Genomic DNA, 16,214 nt, shown 5'->3' with positions numbered 1-16,214 from the left:
GCGTTTTCGGGGTAGGGCGTTGACGCCGACGGCCCCGCAGCAGGGAAACCCTGCTGCGGGGCCGTCGTACGGATGGCCTGCCGGTGCGTCAGTCGGAGAGACGGGCGCCCGTGGAGGTGGAGAAGACGTGGGTCTCGCCCGCGCGCGGGACGACGCGCAGGGTGCTGCCCTTCTCCGGGACGTCACGGCTGTTGACGCGGACGACGAGGTCCTTGGTCTCCTCGCCGACCTTGACGGTGCCGTAGACGTACGCGTCGGCGCCGGTCTCCTCGACGACGTTGACGGTGACGGCGAGCCCCTGGTCGGAGTCGGCGCCGGCGACGTCGAAGTGCTCGGGGCGGACACCGACGGTGAGGGTCTTCTCGGTGGTCGCGGAGAGCGCCTCGCGGGCCACGGGGACGACCGAGTTGCCGAACTTGACGCCGCCGTCGGCGATCGCGACCTCGATGAGGTTCATCGCGGGGGAGCCGATGAAGCCGGCCACGAAGAGGTTGGCGGGCTTGTCGTACATGTTGCGGGGGCTGTCGACCTGCTGGAGCAGACCGTCCTTGAGGACCGCGACGCGGTCGCCCATCGTCATGGCCTCGATCTGGTCGTGGGTGACGTAGACCGTGGTGATGCCCAGGCGCCGCTGGAGGGAGGCGATCTGGGTGCGGGTCGAGACGCGGAGCTTGGCGTCGAGGTTCGACAGCGGCTCGTCCATGAGGAAGACCTGCGGCTCGCGGACGATCGCGCGGCCCATCGCGACACGCTGGCGCTGACCGCCGGAGAGCGCCTTCGGCTTGCGGTCGAGGTACTCGGTGAGGTCGAGGATCTTCGCGGCCTCTTCGACCTTCGCGCGGATCTCCGTCTTGTTGACGCCGGCGATCTTCAGGGCGAAGCCCATGTTGTCGGCGACCGTCATGTGCGGGTACAGCGCGTAGTTCTGGAACACCATGGCGATGTCCCGGTCCTTCGGGGGGAGGTGCGTGACGTCGCGGTCGCCGATGCGGATCGCGCCGCCGTTGACGTCCTCCAGGCCGGCGAGCATGCGCAGGGAGGTGGACTTGCCGCAGCCGGACGGGCCGACGAGGACCAGGAACTCCCCGTCCTCGATCTCGATCTCCAGGGAGTCGACGGCGGGCTTCTCGGAACCCGGGTAGATCCGGGTCGCCTTGTCGAACGTGACAGTGGCCATGGTGTGGGCCCCCTTCTACCGGCAGGAACGTGCCGGACGATCCGTTGTAGGAAGGTGGTGGTGTAGTCCACTCGCGGTGGACCGTGCCAGGACGCTACCTCGCGTTCTCCGGTATGTCAGTACCTGGGGGACTGTGAACTTCGCGGAAATTTTCGACGGGGTGGGGTGGGGGCTTGGGTACACTGCACGAGCGCCGCGCGTGTTGCGTGCGGGGTGTGCCTCCTTAGCTCAGCTGGCCAGAGCACCGCTCTTGTAAAGCGGGGGTCGTCGGTTCGAACCCGACAGGGGGCTCTAGTGAGGCCCAGGCCAGAGAGACTCTGGCCTGGGCCTTTACTCTTGCTTTAACGGGTTTGGGGTGGCGGGGCGGGGCTTCGCGAACACCATGATCGCTACCGGTGGACAAACGGTGGACAGGCGTGCGGCGAGCGTGCGGAGCGGTGGACGAGCGGGGGTCTGCTGCGGGCGGCGGGCGGACGGTGCCGCTGGTATTCGCAGCTCCGAGGGGGGTTGGAGTTCCGTGATGTGGTTTGGCGGGTTTCTCCAAAGGGGTCACTCCGTACGCGGTGGGTGACGGAGGATTGGCGGATCGGAACGTCGCTTCGGAGGAGCCTGGCCGTGAACGTGATGCGCTTTGACTCGGACGCCGGGGAGTTCGTCCTCGGGGTCCGTGAGGAGAGCGTGCTGCTCTTCCGGGGCATGGGCACGATCTGCCTCCAGATGGGTCTGGAGGTGAAGGCGTCAGTGGCTCCGACGGCCGGCAGATTGCTGGCGTTGCAGGCCGACCTCTATGCCACCCGGAGCCCTTACGAGAGGACGCTGGTCGGGCGGGTGACGGAGATGCTGCCGTTCACTCCCGAGACCGGCATCGAGCGGCCGGTCCTGAAGTTCCTGATCACTTCGGCCCAGCTCCACGCCATCAACGAGGCCCGGGACGGAGACCTGCGAATGGAGCTGGAGGTCACCGGCACGCTGCCTCAGGCCGTCGGCTACCCCGGTGGCTCGAAGGAGGTGCTGTACTTCAGCGTCGCCAGGAGCCGCTGGATCGACCAGGTCAACGCGCTCGGCCCCTCCGTCGCCTTCGAGATGAGGGTTCCGTTCCCGTTGGAGGACGACCCCCGCGCCGAACCCGCTCAGCGCCTGCGTTCCGCGCAGCGTCGGCTCCTGGACGATGACGTCGACGGCGCGATCCTGGAAGCCCGCCGGGCCCTGGAGTGGGTCGGGCTGCACAGCGGGTGGCCCTGGCCTCTCGACAAGGATGCCCGGCGGCGCGGGCAGGTCGAGCGGTGGGCGGCGATCCGCAAAGCCGTGGAGGACCAGGCGAGCGGATCGTTGCATAAGGACGAGGTCACATCGGCGTTCACGTACAGCCGTGACGAGGCCAAGGCGCTGATCGCCATCGCTGCGGCGCTGCTGACGGTCGTGGACAAGCCTGTTTGATTTCTTTACCGCCGGAACCACAAGCCGGGGCCCCGGTCAGCTTCCCTCTGACCGGGGCCCCTTCCCTGCACTGCTGTCAGGCAGAACGCCTTTGCTCTGTCGTCCCGTTCCCGTTCAGCGGGACCGCCGTCAGTCGGCCGGCGGCCGTGTTCGGCTTCGAACCGGTGTCGGGGACAGCCGCCAGCGGCTTACGGACATGTGGTACGAGTTGAACGACCTTCTCGGCGGCGTCGCGAGCGAGGTCGTCGAGGACGGACTGGTAGGTGTTCCGCGTGATGCGGGTGTCGGAGTGGCCGAGGGTCTCGGAGACGACCTTGATGTCGATTCCGGCCGCGAGCATCAAGGTAGCTGCGACGTGTCGGAGATCGTGCAGGCGGATGGGCGGCAGACCAGCCGCTTCCGTGAGGCGTTCGAAGAGGTCGCTGAGCTTTCCGGGGTGGAGCAGCGAGCCGTCCTCCTGGGTGAAGATGCGCCCGGTGTTCTGCCAGCCTTCACCCCACGCCTCACGCTCCTGCTGCTGGCGTTCCTTATGGTTGAGCAGGCCTTCGTTGGTCTCCTCGTCCAAGGCGAGCACGCGCACACCGCTGTCGGTCTTGGGCGCGTCCTCGTAGACCTCCCAGCCGTCCACGACAAGCTGGGTGGCGATGGCCAGGGAATGGACCTTGGCAGAGTGGTCCTCCCAGCGGGCGCCGCACGCTTCGCCCCGGCGGGTGCCTCGGAAAGCGATGAGCCGCCAGAGCATGTACAGCCGGTCTTCTGCGACGAAGTCAAGGAATACAGCGGTCTGTTCCGGGGTCCAGACCATGACCGGCGAGGGCTTTTCCCCGGTTTCCTTCCAGCGTGCGACACGCTCGTCGGTCCAGATCAGGGCCTTCGGCTTCGTCCCCGGCAGCAGCTCGACGTGGGCGGCCGGGTTGAAGGCGGACATCACCTGCTGGGCGATGGCGACATTCAGCGCGGCACGCAGGGTGATGCGGATGCGCGGCTGCGTGTTGAGGCTGGTGACCCGGCGGTACGGCGGCATCGCGGCGAGCTGGGCCTTGAGCCACTTGCGCCGTGCCCGATTCTCGGCCCCCTTCCAGGGCGTTGCCTTCAAGTCCTCGGCCACCGCTCGCCGTTGAGCGTTCTGCTCCTGGATCTCGATGTTCCGCTCGTTGATGGCGTCGAACATCTTCGAGACGTGGTGGACCCGAAGCTTGTCGAGGCGCAGATGCCCGAGGTGGGGCTTGAGGTGGATACGGATGTCCGATTCGTAGCGTGAGTAGCCGCTCTTGCGCAGACGTTTGCGTCCGGACAGCCAGGTGTCCAGCCACTCCCCGACGGTGACCTTGGAATTCAGCGCTTGCCCAGTCTGGAACCGGCGACGGGTCTCGTCATAGTCCGGCAGCGGGGACTTGTCCTTGATACACGCCTCTAGCAGGTCGCTGATCTGCGTCTTGCCCCAGGCGTCGTCTTCCTCGGGGATGGCCATGAGGGCCCGGACCTTGGCTAGTTCCTCCTTGGCCTTGGTGGAGGTTTCGAAGCCACTGCGCCGGAACCGCCGCCGCCGACCGTCCTGCGCGGGATCCAGCTCCTGGAAGACCCCGTAGGTCCCATGCCGGCGCGACTGGAGTTTCGGGCACGACGTGCCGAGGTCCTTGCCGGTCTCGGGGTCGGTGCACCGGCACCGCCGGGTTATGGTGCCGTTCTTCACTCGCTCTCCTCTGCACTGGTGGGTGTGTCCGGCTGGCTGACGAAGGCGAGTTCGTCGGGAAGGGGCGGTGGGGTGAGCCCGCGCTGGCGCATCCGGTCGCGGTACGTGCGCAGCTCCTGGGCGTCTTCGAAGGCGTGCTCCTCGTAGCCCTCGGCGCGTTGCAGGAGGGTGGCTCTGCGGGCCCGGTCCAGGGTCGTGCTGGCCGCCTGGCGCCGCTCCCGGGCCAGGGCGTAGGAGGACATCGCGGCAGTCACCAGGTCACCGTGCTGACGGAAGACGTCGAGGACGTCCCGCGCGGAACCTTCGGCTGCGGGCTCGTTCAAGGGGGACTCGCCGGTGAACCATGCGACCGCGTCCCAGGTGGATACCTCCCGGCCCGGGAGGACCTCGACCGTGGCCGATGACCCGAGCGGGAAGAGGAGAGCCACTGGTGGGACGCCCAGAACGTCGGCCAGTACGACGACCTCTGCCACGGTGACGCTCGTCTTGCGCCCGGACTCCAGGTTCTTCATGGAGTGCTCGGTGAACTCCGGCAAGCCGCGGTCAGCACAGCCCTGGGCGACTTCGGCCATGGTGAGGCCAGCGGTCTTACGTGAGTCCCGCAAGCGCTGGGCGATCCGTCCGGTGAACGCTGTGGGCCACTGATTAGGTGTCATGATGACACTTTTAGCAGTGAATCGGCGCCGCTGCAACTCCGTGATACATCTTATGTGTCGTGGCGACACTCAATACTCCACGGAGGGGTTCATGATGGCATGCAAGCTGCCCTGTGAGACGCGAGGACTGACTGGTGATGAGTTGCTTGCCCTCCCAGCCGTGATCGACCTCGACACATCGAACCGGGCGTTGATGATCGGACGTTCCACGGGCTACGGACTCGCCAAACAGGGGGAGTACCCGGTCAAGGTGCTACGCCTCGGCAACGCCTATCGGGTGGTGACTGCTGACCTGCTGAAGTTGCTGGGTCTGGAGCGCCCGCAGGGTGGTGGAGGTCAGGGAGCTGAAAGGAGCGAACGCCATGACCTTGTCGCCTAGATGCGTGAGGCCAGGGCGTTGGTGACACTCTGGGGTATTTGCGGCAAGGGGGAAGTCGGTGCCCGTCCTGCTGCTGCCGACCGAGGTCCTGATCTCCGGAGTCCCCCCGGCTGGAGGGGCAGGGCACCCGGACGTCTGCCGGAATCCACGACACCGAGCTGACCTGGCTACGGGAGATTGCGGCGATGAGAACTCCGGAGATTGCCCCGAATGAGCCACGGACCCCGGAGTTGGCCCGGACCGTCTTGCATGCGCTCGGGCTGCCGTACGCGGATTACGGTGCGACTTCGTCACAACCACATGCCTCATGTGCCTTCGAGGTCCTCACAAAGGCGTTGGACATGGCGGTGGGTGATGAGGCAGGTGGCGAGGCCGAGGAAGACTTCGTGGATGTCGTCGCGTCGTTCCCAGCGGATGCGCAGGCGGCGGAAGCCGTGCAGCCAGGCGATCGTTCTCTCGACCACGTACCGGAAGATGCCCAGGCCAGAGCCGTGGGGCTCGTCCTGTTCGGCGATGACGGGGCGGATGCCGCGCTGCCGGAGCAGCCGCCGGTACTTGCCGTGGTCGGCGAGGAGCGCGTCGGGCCGGTGTCCAGGGCGGCCGACGACGCCGGCCACGGCGGGGATCTTGTCGGGCAGGGGCAGGAGTTGGGTGACGTCGTTGCGGTTGCCGCCGGTCAGGGACACTGCGAGCGGGATGCCCTGTCCGTCGGTGAGGACGTGGTGCCTGCTGCCCGGCCGTGCGCGGGCAAGACCCTGCGCCTGTTCGCCCCGCTCATCCGCCACTGGGCAGGCCCAGTCCTGGCGACCTCCACGAAACCCGACCTCGTCGAGTACACCCTGGACGCCCGCCGCACCGACGACCGCCCGGTGTTCGTCTTCGACCCGCAGAACATCGCGCCGTCCCTCCCCCGCTTCCGCTGGCAGCCCGTCGACGGCGCCGACGACACGCAGACGGCGATGATGCGCGCCAAGGCGCTGGTCGCCGGCTCCCGCACCCCCGGCTCCGCGAAAGCCTCCTCCGAGGGCAGCGCCTTCTACCGGGGACAGGCCGCGAAGGTCCTGGCCGCGCTCCTGCACGCCGCCGCCCTCGACGGCGCCCGCCTCGGCCACGTCCTGCGCTGGGCCCGCAAACTCACCGACCCCGCCCCGCTCGGCATCCTCACCGCGCACCCCGGCGCCGGACCCGGCTGGGCCGACATGCTCCGCACCTCCACCACCGGCGACAGCCGCACCGTCGGCAACACCGCCGTCACCCTCGAAGCCGCCCTGGAACCCCTCCTCCACGAAACCGTCCTCGAAGCCCTCCAGGGCACCAAGGGCGAACCGCCGACGGACTTCCGCGAGATCCTCGACGCCGGTGGCACCGTCTACCTCCTCGGCAAGGACTCCGAAGCCAACTCCGTCGCCCCGCTCACCACCGCGCTGACCGAGGACCTCCTCGACCTCGCCGAGACCCACGCCCTCGCCTCCCCCGCCGGCCGCCTCGACCCGCCCCTCCTCGGCGCCCTCGACGAAGCCCCCAACATCGCCCCCATCCCCTCCCTGCGCCAACGCGTCGCCGACGGCCGCGGACGCGGCATCACCATCGTCTACGGCCTACAGGGCTGGGCCAGCGCCCGCGCCCGCTTCGGCGACGACGTCGCCGACGAACTCGCCAGCTTCACCAACCACGTCCTCGTCTTCGGCGGCGCCAAAGACCCCGCCTTCCTCAAGGACATGTCCGACCTCTGCGGCCAGGCAGAACGCGTCCGCACCACCCGCACCACCACGACCGGGGACCGCGGCGGCGAGTCGACCGCCACCCACACCGCCCTCGAAGCCGTCCTGCGCGCCGACGAGATCAAAGCCCTCCCCGAGGGCCACGCCCTCCTCCTCGCCGACAACCTCCCGCCCGTCATCACCCGCCTCGACGGCATGTGGACCCGCGACGACTGGCCCGACATCCAGGACCACGTCCAAGAACTGCGGCGGGCGAACGAAGCCGAGCGGGCGAAACAGGCGGTGGAGAAGGGCCGTCGTACAGCGGCTGCCGCCCTGGCATGGCAGCGGCAGGGGACGGCCGCGTGAGCACGCCCCCGTTCCCGGCATTCCCCGAACTCCCCGCGCCGGTCGCCGAGTACGCCGCCGAGAGAACAGCGGAGGTGGGCGCCCTCGGCAACCCGCCCCCATGGGACCTCGGCGCCCTCCCCGCCGACCTCCTCGAACCGCTCCTCGGGTGGCTCGACGAGGTCTGCCGGTGGCTGAACGAGACGTACGCATGGCAGCCCCATCAGGTCATCCCGTCCTGCTGGCGGGAGCACGGGCAACTGGCGTACGAGATCGCCGACTTCGCCTTCGCCCGCGTCGACGCGTACGGCGATGCCGGGGCGGCGATCTTCTGGCACGAGCAGTACGAGCGGTTCCTCGGCCGGATGAACAACGCTCTGGGGAAGGCGGGGGACGACTGCCGGGTGGGCAAGCACGACCTGCGCCCGGCACGCTTCCTGCTCGCTTCCTGGCCTCAATCGGCCGGCTGAGAGCCCTGGTTCAGGTCCCGTCAGACCCATCAGCGAAATCCGTACAGTCCCAAAAAGATTAAGAGCACTACTTTTCGGATTAACTTTCGATTTCAACCCCACGTGCGAATATGGCGAGTTGAGAGGAACTCGGGGTGCACATGTAGCCTGATCCACGATCAGCATCTAGGGCCGTCTATGGCGCAGCCGTCCTGCTGCCCCTTTCGACGGCCCTAGGTCGTACACCTCTATTGATTGGGCGACATGGTGGCTGCTCCGTCCGCGACTGCCGGGAAAGTTTCAGACTTCTACTGTGACGAGGCATTGTCCGGGAAGACGCCGGTCAAGGTGGTCGAGGAGACCGAGACCGTACTCGCCTTCGAGCACACCCGGCCCAGCTACCCCGTGCACATCGTGGTGGTTCCGAAGCTGCACACCCCGTCCCTGGTGCATCTGGGAGCGGGCGGCGAGGAGTTGCTGATGGACGTTCTTCGGGTGGTCCGGCAGGTTGCCGAGCAGGTGCGCGAGGAGTACGGGGCGGCTTGTGTGGTGACGAACGAGGGCGAGTACCAGGAGTCGAAGCACATGCACTGGCACGTGCTGTTCCGGGGGGAGTTGCCCGAGGGGCATGTCTGAGCGGACCGTCCGGTCAGGTCCGGCGTTGCCGCCGGGGCCGGGCAAGCCGAACGGTGCGGGTGGCGATGTCCTTCGCGACGCTCCGGATCGTGTCCGGGGCAGGCAGCGGGCCGTGGCTGTGAAGCCGGGGCAGCAGTTGTTCGCACGCGGCCACGATCGGTCGGCCGTCGGCGAGCCGTTCGTCGTCCGGGACGACGACACAGGTGGCCCGCTGGGCGTATGCCGTGGCGTTGTCCAGCTGGTCGCCCCGGCTGACGGAGGCCGGGAGAGGGATCAGTACGGCGGGTTTTCCGAGGGCTTGCAGTTCGGCGAGGGTGGTGGCGCCGGCCCGGCCGATGACGAGGTCGGCCAGCCAGAGGGCGTCGGTCATGTCGTCATGGAGGTACTCCATCTGCCAGTACCGGTCTGTCTGGCTGAGGGCGGGGTCGAGGTTGCCGCGCCCGCAGAGGTGGAGGACTGCGAACCTGGCGGTGAGGAAGGGAAGTTGGCGTCGGACCGCGTCGTTGATGCGGGTGCTTCCGCTGCTTCCGCAGAAGATCAGCAGGACCGGCACGCCGGCGGCGATGCCGAGTCGGGTGCGGAGTTTCTCCGGTTGCCCGTCCGCCAGGTCGTCGCGCAGGGGAAGACCGGTGACCACTGACTTGCGCGCCAGGCGTCGGGGCAGGTTCTCCGCGGGTTCGGCGAGGTAGACGGTGTGGGCGAGGCGGGCCAGTATCCGGTTGGCGAGTCCGAGTGAGCGGTCGGATTCGTGGATGGCCAGCGGTACCCGGTTCAGCCAGGCCGCCACCCCCACGGGCACGGAGACGTAGCTCCCCTTGCTGAAGACGACGTCCGGCCGTTCGCGGCGCATGGCCCGCCAGGCGGTGAACACGCCGTGGAGCACGGTCAGCGGCATGATGACGTTCTTCCAGGAGCGGTAGCGGTGCAGGCCGGCGGAGGGGACGGGGACGAGCCGGATGCCAGCCTTCCCGGCGAGGTCGGCCTCGATGCTGTCGTTCCGGCCGAAATAGACCAGCTCCTGGGCCCCGGCGCGGCGCAGTTCGGCAGCGACAGCCAGAGCGGGAACGACATGTCCGGCGCTGGCACCACCAGTAATGGCGATCTTCAATGTTCCCGGTGCACGGCGGGAGGTCTTTGACGGCTGCCAGATATTCACTCGGGTATTTTCCTTCAAGGGGAGACGGTTCGGGCAGCTTCCGGAAAGCGCGAATCGATTGCTAATCAATCGGCGTCGAAAACGATACGGAAACCGAGATTTACGTTCCGGTCGTTGGCAAAAGAGAAGTGGCGGTTGTCGCAGCGCCCGTACCACTCCGGATAGGAGTACGAACCGCCTCGGATGACCCGCCCTGCGGACAGGTTCCTGCCTTTCCACCGGGAGGAAACGGGTTCGGCTGCGGGACCGCCCGGGTCCGTCACGTCGGTGTCGTCGGGGTAGGGGGCGTACCAGTCGGAGCACCACTGCCAGAGCACGCCGTTGAGGCCGTGGACACCGTGCGGGTTCGCCGTTCGGCCGGCGGCGTTCCAGCAGGTGAGGAAGGCGTCGGGCCAGGCGCGGCCAGGCTGCCGGCGTTGAGGGACACGGTGGAAGCCGCAGGCCGCGACGCAAGGGCAGCCGGCACGTACGGCGTGCTCGAACTCGGCTTCGGTGGGCAGCCGGTAGGAGCGGCCGTCGCGTCGGCTCAGCCAGGCGATGGCGTCGAGGGCATCGTGGTGGCTGACGCCGACGACCGGCGTGGTGTCGCCATAGATGTTGGCTTCGCTGAAGTGGGGGCCGGGCTTCCAGCCCCCGGTCTCCTCCCAGATCTCCAGCCGCGGATCCGCGGTGATGCCGAGGGCGGTGCGGTGGTCCTGGTAGAGGCCGGTGGTGAAGGGGGTGGTCTGCCAGTGGACGGTCTTGGTGATGTGCACGGTCTGGAGTCGGCCGTTGTTCAAGCGCCGGAACGTGCCGGGCGGAACGGGGACGAAGGCCAGGGGAGTGCCGGACATGCTGTTCTCCTGCACGAGGGGTGGCGGCGCGGGCGGCTGTAGGGCCGCCCGTGCCGGGGAACGGCTCAGGTGCGGGTGGCGCCGAGGGCGCGGGTGGTCAGCGCGGCGAGTTGGTCCGCGGTGCCGGTGATGTCGTAGCGCCGGGCGTTGTCCAGGCCGGCGCGGATGAGGGAGTGCCGCCAGTGGGTGTCACGGGCCAGTTCGTCGATCGCGGCGGCGAGGCTGACCGGGGAGCCTGGGCGGTAGGGGGTGGCTGCCTGGGCGAGGGTGGTGCCCATACCGGGAAGGTTGGAGTAGACGACGGGTAGGCCGTGGGCCTGGGCCTCGATGGCGACGAGGCCGAACGCTTCCAGTTCGGCGGTGGTGAACACGAAGGCGTCGAAGTCGCAGAAGCGGCGCCACAGTTCGGTGCGGGGCAGGAACGGTTCGAAGGTGACGCGGTCGCGCACTCCGAGTTCGCCGGCCCTTTTGACGAGGTGGTCCAGCTCAGGACCGCTGCCGATCACGGTGAGCCGGTGCGGCCGGTCGGTGAGGGCGAGGGCTTCGATGGCGGTGATGGTCGATTTGTTCTCGTCCAGGCGTCCGGCGTGGAGCAGGGACAGCGGACCGGTGCTGTAGTGGGCGTGGTGTCGTACGCGGGCTTCGGCGGTCGGGATGCCCCACGGGACGACGGTGAGCCGGTCGGTGAAACGCCGGCCGGTGAGGTGGTCGATGTGCTCGGCCAGGGCGTGGTTCGGTACGACGACGAAGACGCTGGCCGTGACGACTTCGGTCAGGGCGGCTCGGGCTTGTTCGAGATGGGTGGCGGCGATGACGTCGGTGCCGTGCGCGATGCTGATGAGCGGGATGCCGTTGGCGGCGCGGGCGAACGCGGGGCTGAGACCGAAGCCCAGGTGCTGGGCGTGGATCACGTCGGGCCGGTGCTGGGCGATCAGGTCTGTGACCTCGGCGGTGAGTTCCTCCGTATAGGCGTCGAACTCCTTGCCGCCGTAAGGCTGTTTGGTGGTCCGCAGGGTCACCAGCCGGTCGAAGGAGTGGTGCCAGGCCGTGTCCACGGGAGGCATGGCGAGGAAGGTGGTGTGGGTGTCCGGCGTGGCCCGGTAGGTGTCGGCGGTGAGGATCATGCTGCCGCAGGACGGAGCCGCCGGCAGGTCGATGCCGGTCAGAATGCGAGTGAGGCTCATCCGGCCGCTCCGTTCAACTGGGTCCGGTAAGCGTCGAATCCGGTGAGGAGCAGCGCCCGCAGCGCGCTCCAGCCGAGGTTGCAGGCGGCGTCGACCACGGAGAGGGCGGGGACGAAGCCCTGCTCGGCCCAGGTCTGCGGGTAGACGGGGTGCCTCAAGGCGTAGTCGTTCCACAGGACGGAGACGCGTGCGCGGGTGAGGGGTGTGGTGTCGAGATAGCCGCGGGTGCCCGATCCCGCCCACAGCACGCTCTGCCCGGTGTGCCGGCAGACCGCGACGATCCGTTCGATCCGGCCCGCGGGTGGCAGGGGCATGGAAGAGGTGAAGCGGATGTCGCAGTGAGATCCGAGCGCGTCGCGGATGCGGTGCAGCATGTCGGCGTTGAGGTCGGCCAGCATCCGGTGTCCCGCACGCAGCGGCGGCGCGAGGACTTCCACCGCCTCGTCGAAGAACGCGGTGCGGCCATAAGCCATCCGCAAGGTGCGCAGGAGGGCGTCGGGCGCGAAGGTCCCGGCGATGCGGGTGTCGCGGATCAGCTGTCCGTGCTGTTTGACCACGGGGACCGTGATCCACTGAGTACCGGTCCGGGTCTTGATCCGGTTGCGGTTCTGCCAGCCGCCGTCCTCGAACTGCACGTCGTCGTAGAGCGCGACCACGTCGCAGACCACCAGGGCTTCGCAGAAGGCGAGCCACGGCAGGAACGCGGGCTGTTCGATGTAGATCACGGCCGCTCCTGCGGGTCGGTGAGAAGGAGCAGGGAGGGCACGAGAGCCTCGAAGAAGCGTCCGTCGGCGGCCTGGTGCGGCAGTCGGTCCCAGCCGGCTGCCGCGGCTCGGTGCCTGGTGAACGGTTCCGAGAGGTAGTAGCGGCCGGACTGGGTCTTGTGGGCCGCCAGAGCCTTGATCTTGGCGTCGAGGTGAGCGGTGATGTCCACCAGCACGGTCGGGGTGACGCTCTGGTGCGGGCCGAACGGCTGGCCGTGCAGGATCGTAGTGCAAGCGGGCACCCGGGCGACGGCGTTCAACGCCGCGCGGGCCACGGCATGGTGGTCCTGGTGGTCGCGTCCCTCGTGCACCGGGTGGGTGAGCAGTACGGTGCACTCCAGGTGAGCCAGGGTGGCCTCGATCCGGGAGATCAGATGCCGGTCCGGCTGGAGCGAGCCGTCCGCCAGGCCCAGGCGCTCGATGCCGATTCCGGTGCCGTCGTACGACGTTGCCGACTCGGCCGGCCGCCGCCCGGCGTCCAGCTGGACCCCGATGGCCTGCTCGGCGAGTGATACGCCGTTCGTGCCGTCGGTCACGAGCACGACCGTCACCTGGGCCCCCGCCTCGCGCCAGCGGCGCAAGGTGCCGAAGAAGAGGATCTCGGCGTCGTCCGGGTGGGCGACGACCGCCACCACGTTGTCCGAGGGGGAGAGCTGAAGCGGCATCAGCTCACCGCCCGGAAGTCGCGGTGGATCTGCGAGGGCATGGGCAGGGTGGAGCCCTGGTACTTGCCGTCGTACAGGACGATGTCGCCGAGCGGCCTCCAGAAGGTGACCTGGCCGACGCGCATGCCGGGGTAGATCTTCACGGGCTGGACGGCGTGCAGCTGGAGCGTCCACCGGTTGATCGACCCGATGTCGATCAGGTCGGCGGTGACGTGGACGAACAGACCGAGGCGGGCGATGGAGGAGCGGGCCCGGATGATCGGCACGAAGTGTTCGCTGCCCATGGTCTCGGCGGTGGAGACCAGATAGATGCGGTGGGGCTCCAGGAGCAGGCCGTCCGCCGGGATGATGCCGCGCTCGAAGGCATTCTCGACCCGGCAGTCCAGCACCTCGTCGCGGTACCAGGCGATGTTCTCGCTGAGGTGGAAGTCGTAGCTGTTGGGGCTGACGCAGTCGGGGGTGAACGGGTCGATGGTGATCTCGCCGTTCTTCACCCGGTAGGCGATCTCGGGGCCGGTGAGGATCATGCCGTCACCTCCAGCGCGTGGACCGGGGTGCCGAGCGCGGCGGGCGGGTGGCAGGGAACGGGTTCACTGATCCGCCCGTAGTAGCCCTGGTACGGGCACCGGTGTCCCTCGTGCGCCCAGAAGGAGACCTGGCCGATCTTCATTCCGGCGTAGACGCGCAGCGGCTGGACGGCGACCATCTCCAGCGTCCAGCTGTGGCAGGCGCCGAGCTGGCCGAGGTCCGCGCTGATCTGTAAGAACAGCCCGAGACGGCCGAGCGAGGACCGGCCGATCAGGCTCGGGACGTACAGGCTGCTGCCGATCACCTCGACGGTGGTGCCGAGGTAGACCGTGCGCGGCTGGAGGGTGTACCCGTCGCCGGGGATCTCGATCTCCTCGCACGGGGTGTCGAGGCGGGCGTCGGCGACGTCCACGACGGGCACCTTCAGACTCGCGCCGAGCCGGTAGTTGTAGGAGTTGGGGTTGACCATGGCCTCGTCGAACGGGCTGATGGTGATCTCCCCCCGCCGTACGGCCTCGGCGATGGCGCTGCCGGTGAGGATCACAGGACGGCCCTTCCCGCGACGTAGGTCTGCCGGAGCAGGCGGCGTCCGTCCTCGGGCAGTTCCTGCTGACCGTCGCCCAGGGGCATACGGCCGTGGGCGTGACGCTGCTGGTCCCACACCAGGACCTGTCCGGGCCTCAGCCGGTAGGTGATCCGCTCGGCGTAAACGGCCCCGGTCAGACGGGCGAACGCGTTGGCGGCCTTCTCCGCGGGAACCACGGCGGTGTCCACCAGTTCGCCCTTGTCCAGGTGGGGGCCCATCTTGCTGGTGAAGCGCACCGGGGAACCCCATGCCAGCCGCCGGGGCACGACCGCGAACCGCTCCAGGGAACGGCCGACACCGTGCACGCCCTCGTCGCTCCAGTAGCGGTAGGCGGGCTGATGGAGGGTCCGGCGGTCCTCGTCGCTGAGCGAGTTGGCGGCTGACCACATGTCCGCCAGGGCGGAGGCTCCGCCGCCCCGCGGGTCGTCGCGCACGCAGTACAGGGCGATGATGCCGGGGGTGAGGTCGCGTTCGACCATGTCGATATGGAGCCGGTTCTCCCCGGTTCCGTGAGTACGGCCGGGGTCGGCCTCGGTGCGGACCGACAGGTCGCTCCAGGGACCGAGGCCTGGATAGACGCTGAGCACCGTACCGAGGGCGGACAGCAGCCCCAGGGCCAGGTCCTGGTTGCGGCGGTGGTCGGCGGTGCTGGGGAAGGAGATCACCGCCCGGCCTCGACCGGGTCCGTAGAACTGCTCCGCGACGTGACGGTAGCCGTCCGGTCCTTCGGACAGTTCGGTGGCGTTCAGAGCGAGCAAGCCACTCATGCACAGCTCCCGAGGAGAGAGATGACGATGGAACGGAGAGTGGTGCGCGGCGCGACCGGAACGTGGGACACGTCCAGCCGGTCGGCCAGATAAGCGGTGGTGGCCACGCTCCCGTGCCCGTGGGCGAGCACGGAGGCGAGTACCGGCTCCTCGCCGAGAGCGCGGGCCCGCCGGAGGATGCCGTCGAGGTCGTACTCGCCGGTCAGCCGCACCAGCACGGAGTCGAACGGAGCGGCATCGGCCAAGGCGCGGCGGGTCACCGTCTGCGGCAGACCGCCGCGCAGGGCCGGCAGATTCAGCAGGAAGGCGTCGGCGCCGCTGCTGACCCGTGCCTGTTCGGCCAGCAGCCGGGTGAGGACCGCCCGGTCGGGGATCGCGGCGGCGAGCGTACCGAGTGTCTCGGCCCCCCAGTCCTCGTAACCGGGCAGGAAATCCGCCCCTGGTGCAGCGGAGTGGACGGCCGGAGGGTGGTGCTGGACGGTGAAGGCGTACGCGCCGGCGGCGTCGAAGTCGATCCGCAGCAGCCCGGCGCCCAGTTCGGGAGCCTTGACGACATGCCGCCGGCCGGACGCCCAGTGGTAGTTCTCGCTGTGGCAGTGGCCTGCCACGATGACGTCGAACGGACTCGCCCCGCTCTTCTGTAGCTCGATGTCATGCTGAAAGCCGCTGTGGCTCACCCCGATGACCACATCGGCATCCAGTCCGAGAAGCCGATCGCGTTCAGCGGTCAGCAACTCGGCACTCGGCTCGCAGAACGTGAACCCAGCCCGTTCCTCCAGGGGAATGGCCTCGTACGCCTGGACCCCGATGAACCCCACCACGCCGACCCTCAAGCCGCCGGTGGAGAAGATCATGCTCTTCTCCCACCGGCCCGCGAAGCCCGTCGACGGGATGAGGTTGCAGCAGACCACGGACGGGAACAGCTGTGGGCTGCGGATGCGCATCAGGTCGGCCAGGTCATGGTTGCCGGGGACCACGACGTCGTAGCACTCGCGGAGAATGCGTTCTTCGGCCTCCCCCTGCGAGTACTCGTGGAAGGCGTTGCCTCCGAAGAAGTCCCCCGCGTCGATCACCAGGGCACCGGCCTGGCGCTCACGGGCAAGAGCTGCCACGGCGGCAAGGCCATTCGGAACGTTCGAATGGAAATCGCACGTGGCGATAATCGTTGCAGGCATATCGCCTCATCACAGGAGACTTGAGAGCGTCGCGTCGGAGTACGGCAGCAACGCAGAGGACAGACCGGCCGGTTTCCCAGC

General features: G+C 68.5%; 17 protein-coding genes, 1 tRNA gene and 1 pseudogene. 6 read left to right on the top strand and 13 right to left on the bottom strand.

The window, feature by feature from the left end:
• Positions 1-88: 88 nt before the first annotated feature.
• Positions 89-1,177 (bottom strand): ABC transporter ATP-binding protein, encoded by a 1,089-nt coding sequence (locus ACYUD3_RS32245; protein WP_470977714.1) that lies wholly within the window; start codon positions 1,175-1,177, stop codon positions 89-91.
• A gap of 217 nt (positions 1,178-1,394) precedes the next feature.
• Here ACYUD3_RS32245 and ACYUD3_RS32240 point away from each other — a divergent pair.
• Positions 1,395-1,468: transfer RNA gene (locus tag ACYUD3_RS32240), tRNA-Thr, on the top strand.
• 324 nt (positions 1,469-1,792) lie between these two features.
• On the top strand, positions 1,793-2,614 hold the full coding sequence (locus tag ACYUD3_RS32235) for a hypothetical protein (protein ID WP_470977712.1): 822 nt from the start codon (positions 1,793-1,795) through the stop codon (positions 2,612-2,614).
• Positions 2,615-2,690: 76 nt separating this feature from the next.
• Here ACYUD3_RS32235 and ACYUD3_RS32230 read toward each other — a convergent pair whose 3' ends face one another.
• Positions 2,691-4,307, bottom strand: coding sequence for a tyrosine-type recombinase/integrase (locus tag ACYUD3_RS32230; RefSeq protein ID WP_470977710.1), 1,617 nt, complete (start codon positions 4,305-4,307; stop codon positions 2,691-2,693).
• Positions 4,304-4,963 carry a helix-turn-helix domain-containing protein gene (locus tag ACYUD3_RS32225; RefSeq protein ID WP_470977707.1) on the bottom strand — a complete coding sequence of 220 codons (660 nt, stop codon included), beginning with the start codon at positions 4,961-4,963 and terminating at the stop codon, positions 4,304-4,306. Before ACYUD3_RS32225 ends, ACYUD3_RS32230 begins: the two co-directional genes overlap by 4 nt.
• 160 nt (positions 4,964-5,123) lie before the next feature.
• Between ACYUD3_RS32225 and ACYUD3_RS32220 the strand changes: the two genes are divergently transcribed.
• Positions 5,124-5,342: a hypothetical protein gene (locus ACYUD3_RS32220; RefSeq protein WP_470977704.1), complete on the top strand. Its 219-nt coding sequence runs from the start codon at positions 5,124-5,126 to the stop codon at positions 5,340-5,342.
• 305 nt (positions 5,343-5,647) lie between these two features.
• Here ACYUD3_RS32220 and ACYUD3_RS32215 read toward each other — a convergent pair.
• Positions 5,648-6,088 (bottom strand): annotated as a pseudogene (locus tag ACYUD3_RS32215) (transposase); the annotation flags it as partial.
• Here ACYUD3_RS32215 and ACYUD3_RS32210 point away from each other — a divergent pair.
• The 3 genes from ACYUD3_RS32210 (at position 6,065) to ACYUD3_RS32200 (ending at position 8,475) form a co-directional block, all read left to right on the top strand.
• Positions 6,065-7,411 carry a type IV secretory system conjugative DNA transfer family protein gene (locus ACYUD3_RS32210; protein WP_470977701.1) on the top strand — a complete coding sequence of 449 codons (1,347 nt, stop codon included), beginning with the start codon at positions 6,065-6,067 and terminating at the stop codon, positions 7,409-7,411. The pseudogene ACYUD3_RS32215 and the gene ACYUD3_RS32210 sit on opposite strands and share 24 nt — an antisense overlap.
• Positions 7,408-7,860, top strand: a complete 453-nt coding sequence (locus tag ACYUD3_RS32205) for a hypothetical protein (protein ID WP_470977698.1) — start codon at positions 7,408-7,410, stop codon at positions 7,858-7,860. Before ACYUD3_RS32210 ends, ACYUD3_RS32205 begins: the two co-directional genes overlap by 4 nt.
• Before the next feature lie 303 nt (positions 7,861-8,163).
• On the top strand, positions 8,164-8,475 hold the full coding sequence (locus tag ACYUD3_RS32200) for an HIT domain-containing protein (protein ID WP_470977696.1): 312 nt from the start codon (positions 8,164-8,166) through the stop codon (positions 8,473-8,475).
• 13 nt (positions 8,476-8,488) lie between these two features.
• On the opposite strand, the gene ACYUD3_RS32195 is transcribed toward ACYUD3_RS32200, so the two are convergent.
• The 9 genes from ACYUD3_RS32195 to ACYUD3_RS32155 form a co-directional block, all read right to left on the bottom strand.
• The gene (locus ACYUD3_RS32195; RefSeq protein WP_470977694.1) at positions 8,489-9,631 is read right to left on the bottom strand and encodes a UDP-N-acetylglucosamine--N-acetylmuramyl-(pentapeptide) pyrophosphoryl-undecaprenol N-acetylglucosamine transferase; all 1,143 of its coding nucleotides are present in this window, start codon (positions 9,629-9,631) and stop codon (positions 8,489-8,491) included.
• Between the two features lie 65 nt (positions 9,632-9,696).
• A complete protein-coding gene (locus ACYUD3_RS32190; protein WP_470977691.1) occupies positions 9,697-10,464 on the bottom strand; it encodes a formylglycine-generating enzyme family protein in 768 nt (255 codons plus the stop codon).
• Between the two features lie 65 nt (positions 10,465-10,529).
• Positions 10,530-11,648, bottom strand: a complete 1,119-nt coding sequence (locus tag ACYUD3_RS32185) for a glycosyltransferase family 4 protein (RefSeq protein WP_470977688.1) — start codon at positions 11,646-11,648, stop codon at positions 10,530-10,532.
• Positions 11,645-12,373: a WbqC family protein gene (locus ACYUD3_RS32180; protein WP_470977685.1), complete on the bottom strand. Its 729-nt coding sequence runs from the start codon at positions 12,371-12,373 to the stop codon at positions 11,645-11,647. Before ACYUD3_RS32180 ends, ACYUD3_RS32185 begins: the two co-directional genes overlap by 4 nt.
• A complete protein-coding gene (locus tag ACYUD3_RS32175; RefSeq protein WP_470977682.1) occupies positions 12,370-13,077 on the bottom strand; it encodes a PIG-L deacetylase family protein in 708 nt (235 codons plus the stop codon). The genes ACYUD3_RS32180 and ACYUD3_RS32175 overlap by 4 nt, the downstream gene beginning before the upstream one ends.
• Positions 13,077-13,604, bottom strand: coding sequence for a dCTP deaminase (locus tag ACYUD3_RS32170; protein WP_470977679.1), 528 nt, complete (start codon positions 13,602-13,604; stop codon positions 13,077-13,079). The genes ACYUD3_RS32175 and ACYUD3_RS32170 overlap by 1 nt, the downstream gene beginning before the upstream one ends.
• Positions 13,601-14,149 (bottom strand): dCTP deaminase, encoded by a 549-nt coding sequence (locus ACYUD3_RS32165; protein WP_470977676.1) that lies wholly within the window; start codon positions 14,147-14,149, stop codon positions 13,601-13,603. Before ACYUD3_RS32165 ends, ACYUD3_RS32170 begins: the two co-directional genes overlap by 4 nt.
• Entirely contained in the window at positions 14,146-14,958 is an 813-nt protein-coding gene (locus ACYUD3_RS32160) for a TauD/TfdA family dioxygenase (RefSeq protein WP_470977673.1), read from the bottom strand. Before ACYUD3_RS32160 ends, ACYUD3_RS32165 begins: the two co-directional genes overlap by 4 nt.
• Entirely contained in the window at positions 14,955-16,133 is a 1,179-nt protein-coding gene (locus ACYUD3_RS32155; RefSeq protein WP_470977670.1) for a metallophosphoesterase, read from the bottom strand. The genes ACYUD3_RS32160 and ACYUD3_RS32155 overlap by 4 nt, the downstream gene beginning before the upstream one ends.
• Between the last annotated feature and the right edge of the window lie 81 nt (positions 16,134-16,214).

It is taken from the genome of Streptomyces sp. AMJ-169 (genome assembly GCF_055597585.1).
Note: the sequence above shows the minus strand (reverse complement) of the source record. Positions and strands in the feature narration are given on the sequence as shown.

Bases quoted from the DNA above. Each gene is read 5' to 3' on its own strand.
- ACYUD3_RS32245 (WP_470977714.1), bottom strand. From the start codon at position 1,177: ATGGCCACTGTCACGTTCGACAAGGCGACCCGGATCTACCCGGGTTCC.
- ACYUD3_RS32225 (WP_470977707.1), bottom strand. From the start codon at position 4,963: ATGACACCTAATCAGTGGCCCACAGCGTTCACCGGACGGATCGCCCAG.
- ACYUD3_RS32190 (WP_470977691.1), bottom strand. From the start codon at position 10,464: ATGTCCGGCACTCCCCTGGCCTTCGTCCCCGTTCCGCCCGGCACGTTC.
- ACYUD3_RS32185 (WP_470977688.1), bottom strand. From the start codon at position 11,648: ATGAGCCTCACTCGCATTCTGACCGGCATCGACCTGCCGGCGGCTCCG.
- ACYUD3_RS32175 (WP_470977682.1), bottom strand. From the start codon at position 13,077: ATGCCGCTTCAGCTCTCCCCCTCGGACAACGTGGTGGCGGTCGTCGCC.
- ACYUD3_RS32170 (WP_470977679.1), bottom strand. From the start codon at position 13,604: ATGATCCTCACCGGCCCCGAGATCGCCTACCGGGTGAAGAACGGCGAG.
- ACYUD3_RS32160 (WP_470977673.1), bottom strand. From the start codon at position 14,958: ATGAGTGGCTTGCTCGCTCTGAACGCCACCGAACTGTCCGAAGGACCG.
- ACYUD3_RS32155 (WP_470977670.1), bottom strand. From the start codon at position 16,133: ATGCCTGCAACGATTATCGCCACGTGCGATTTCCATTCGAACGTTCCG.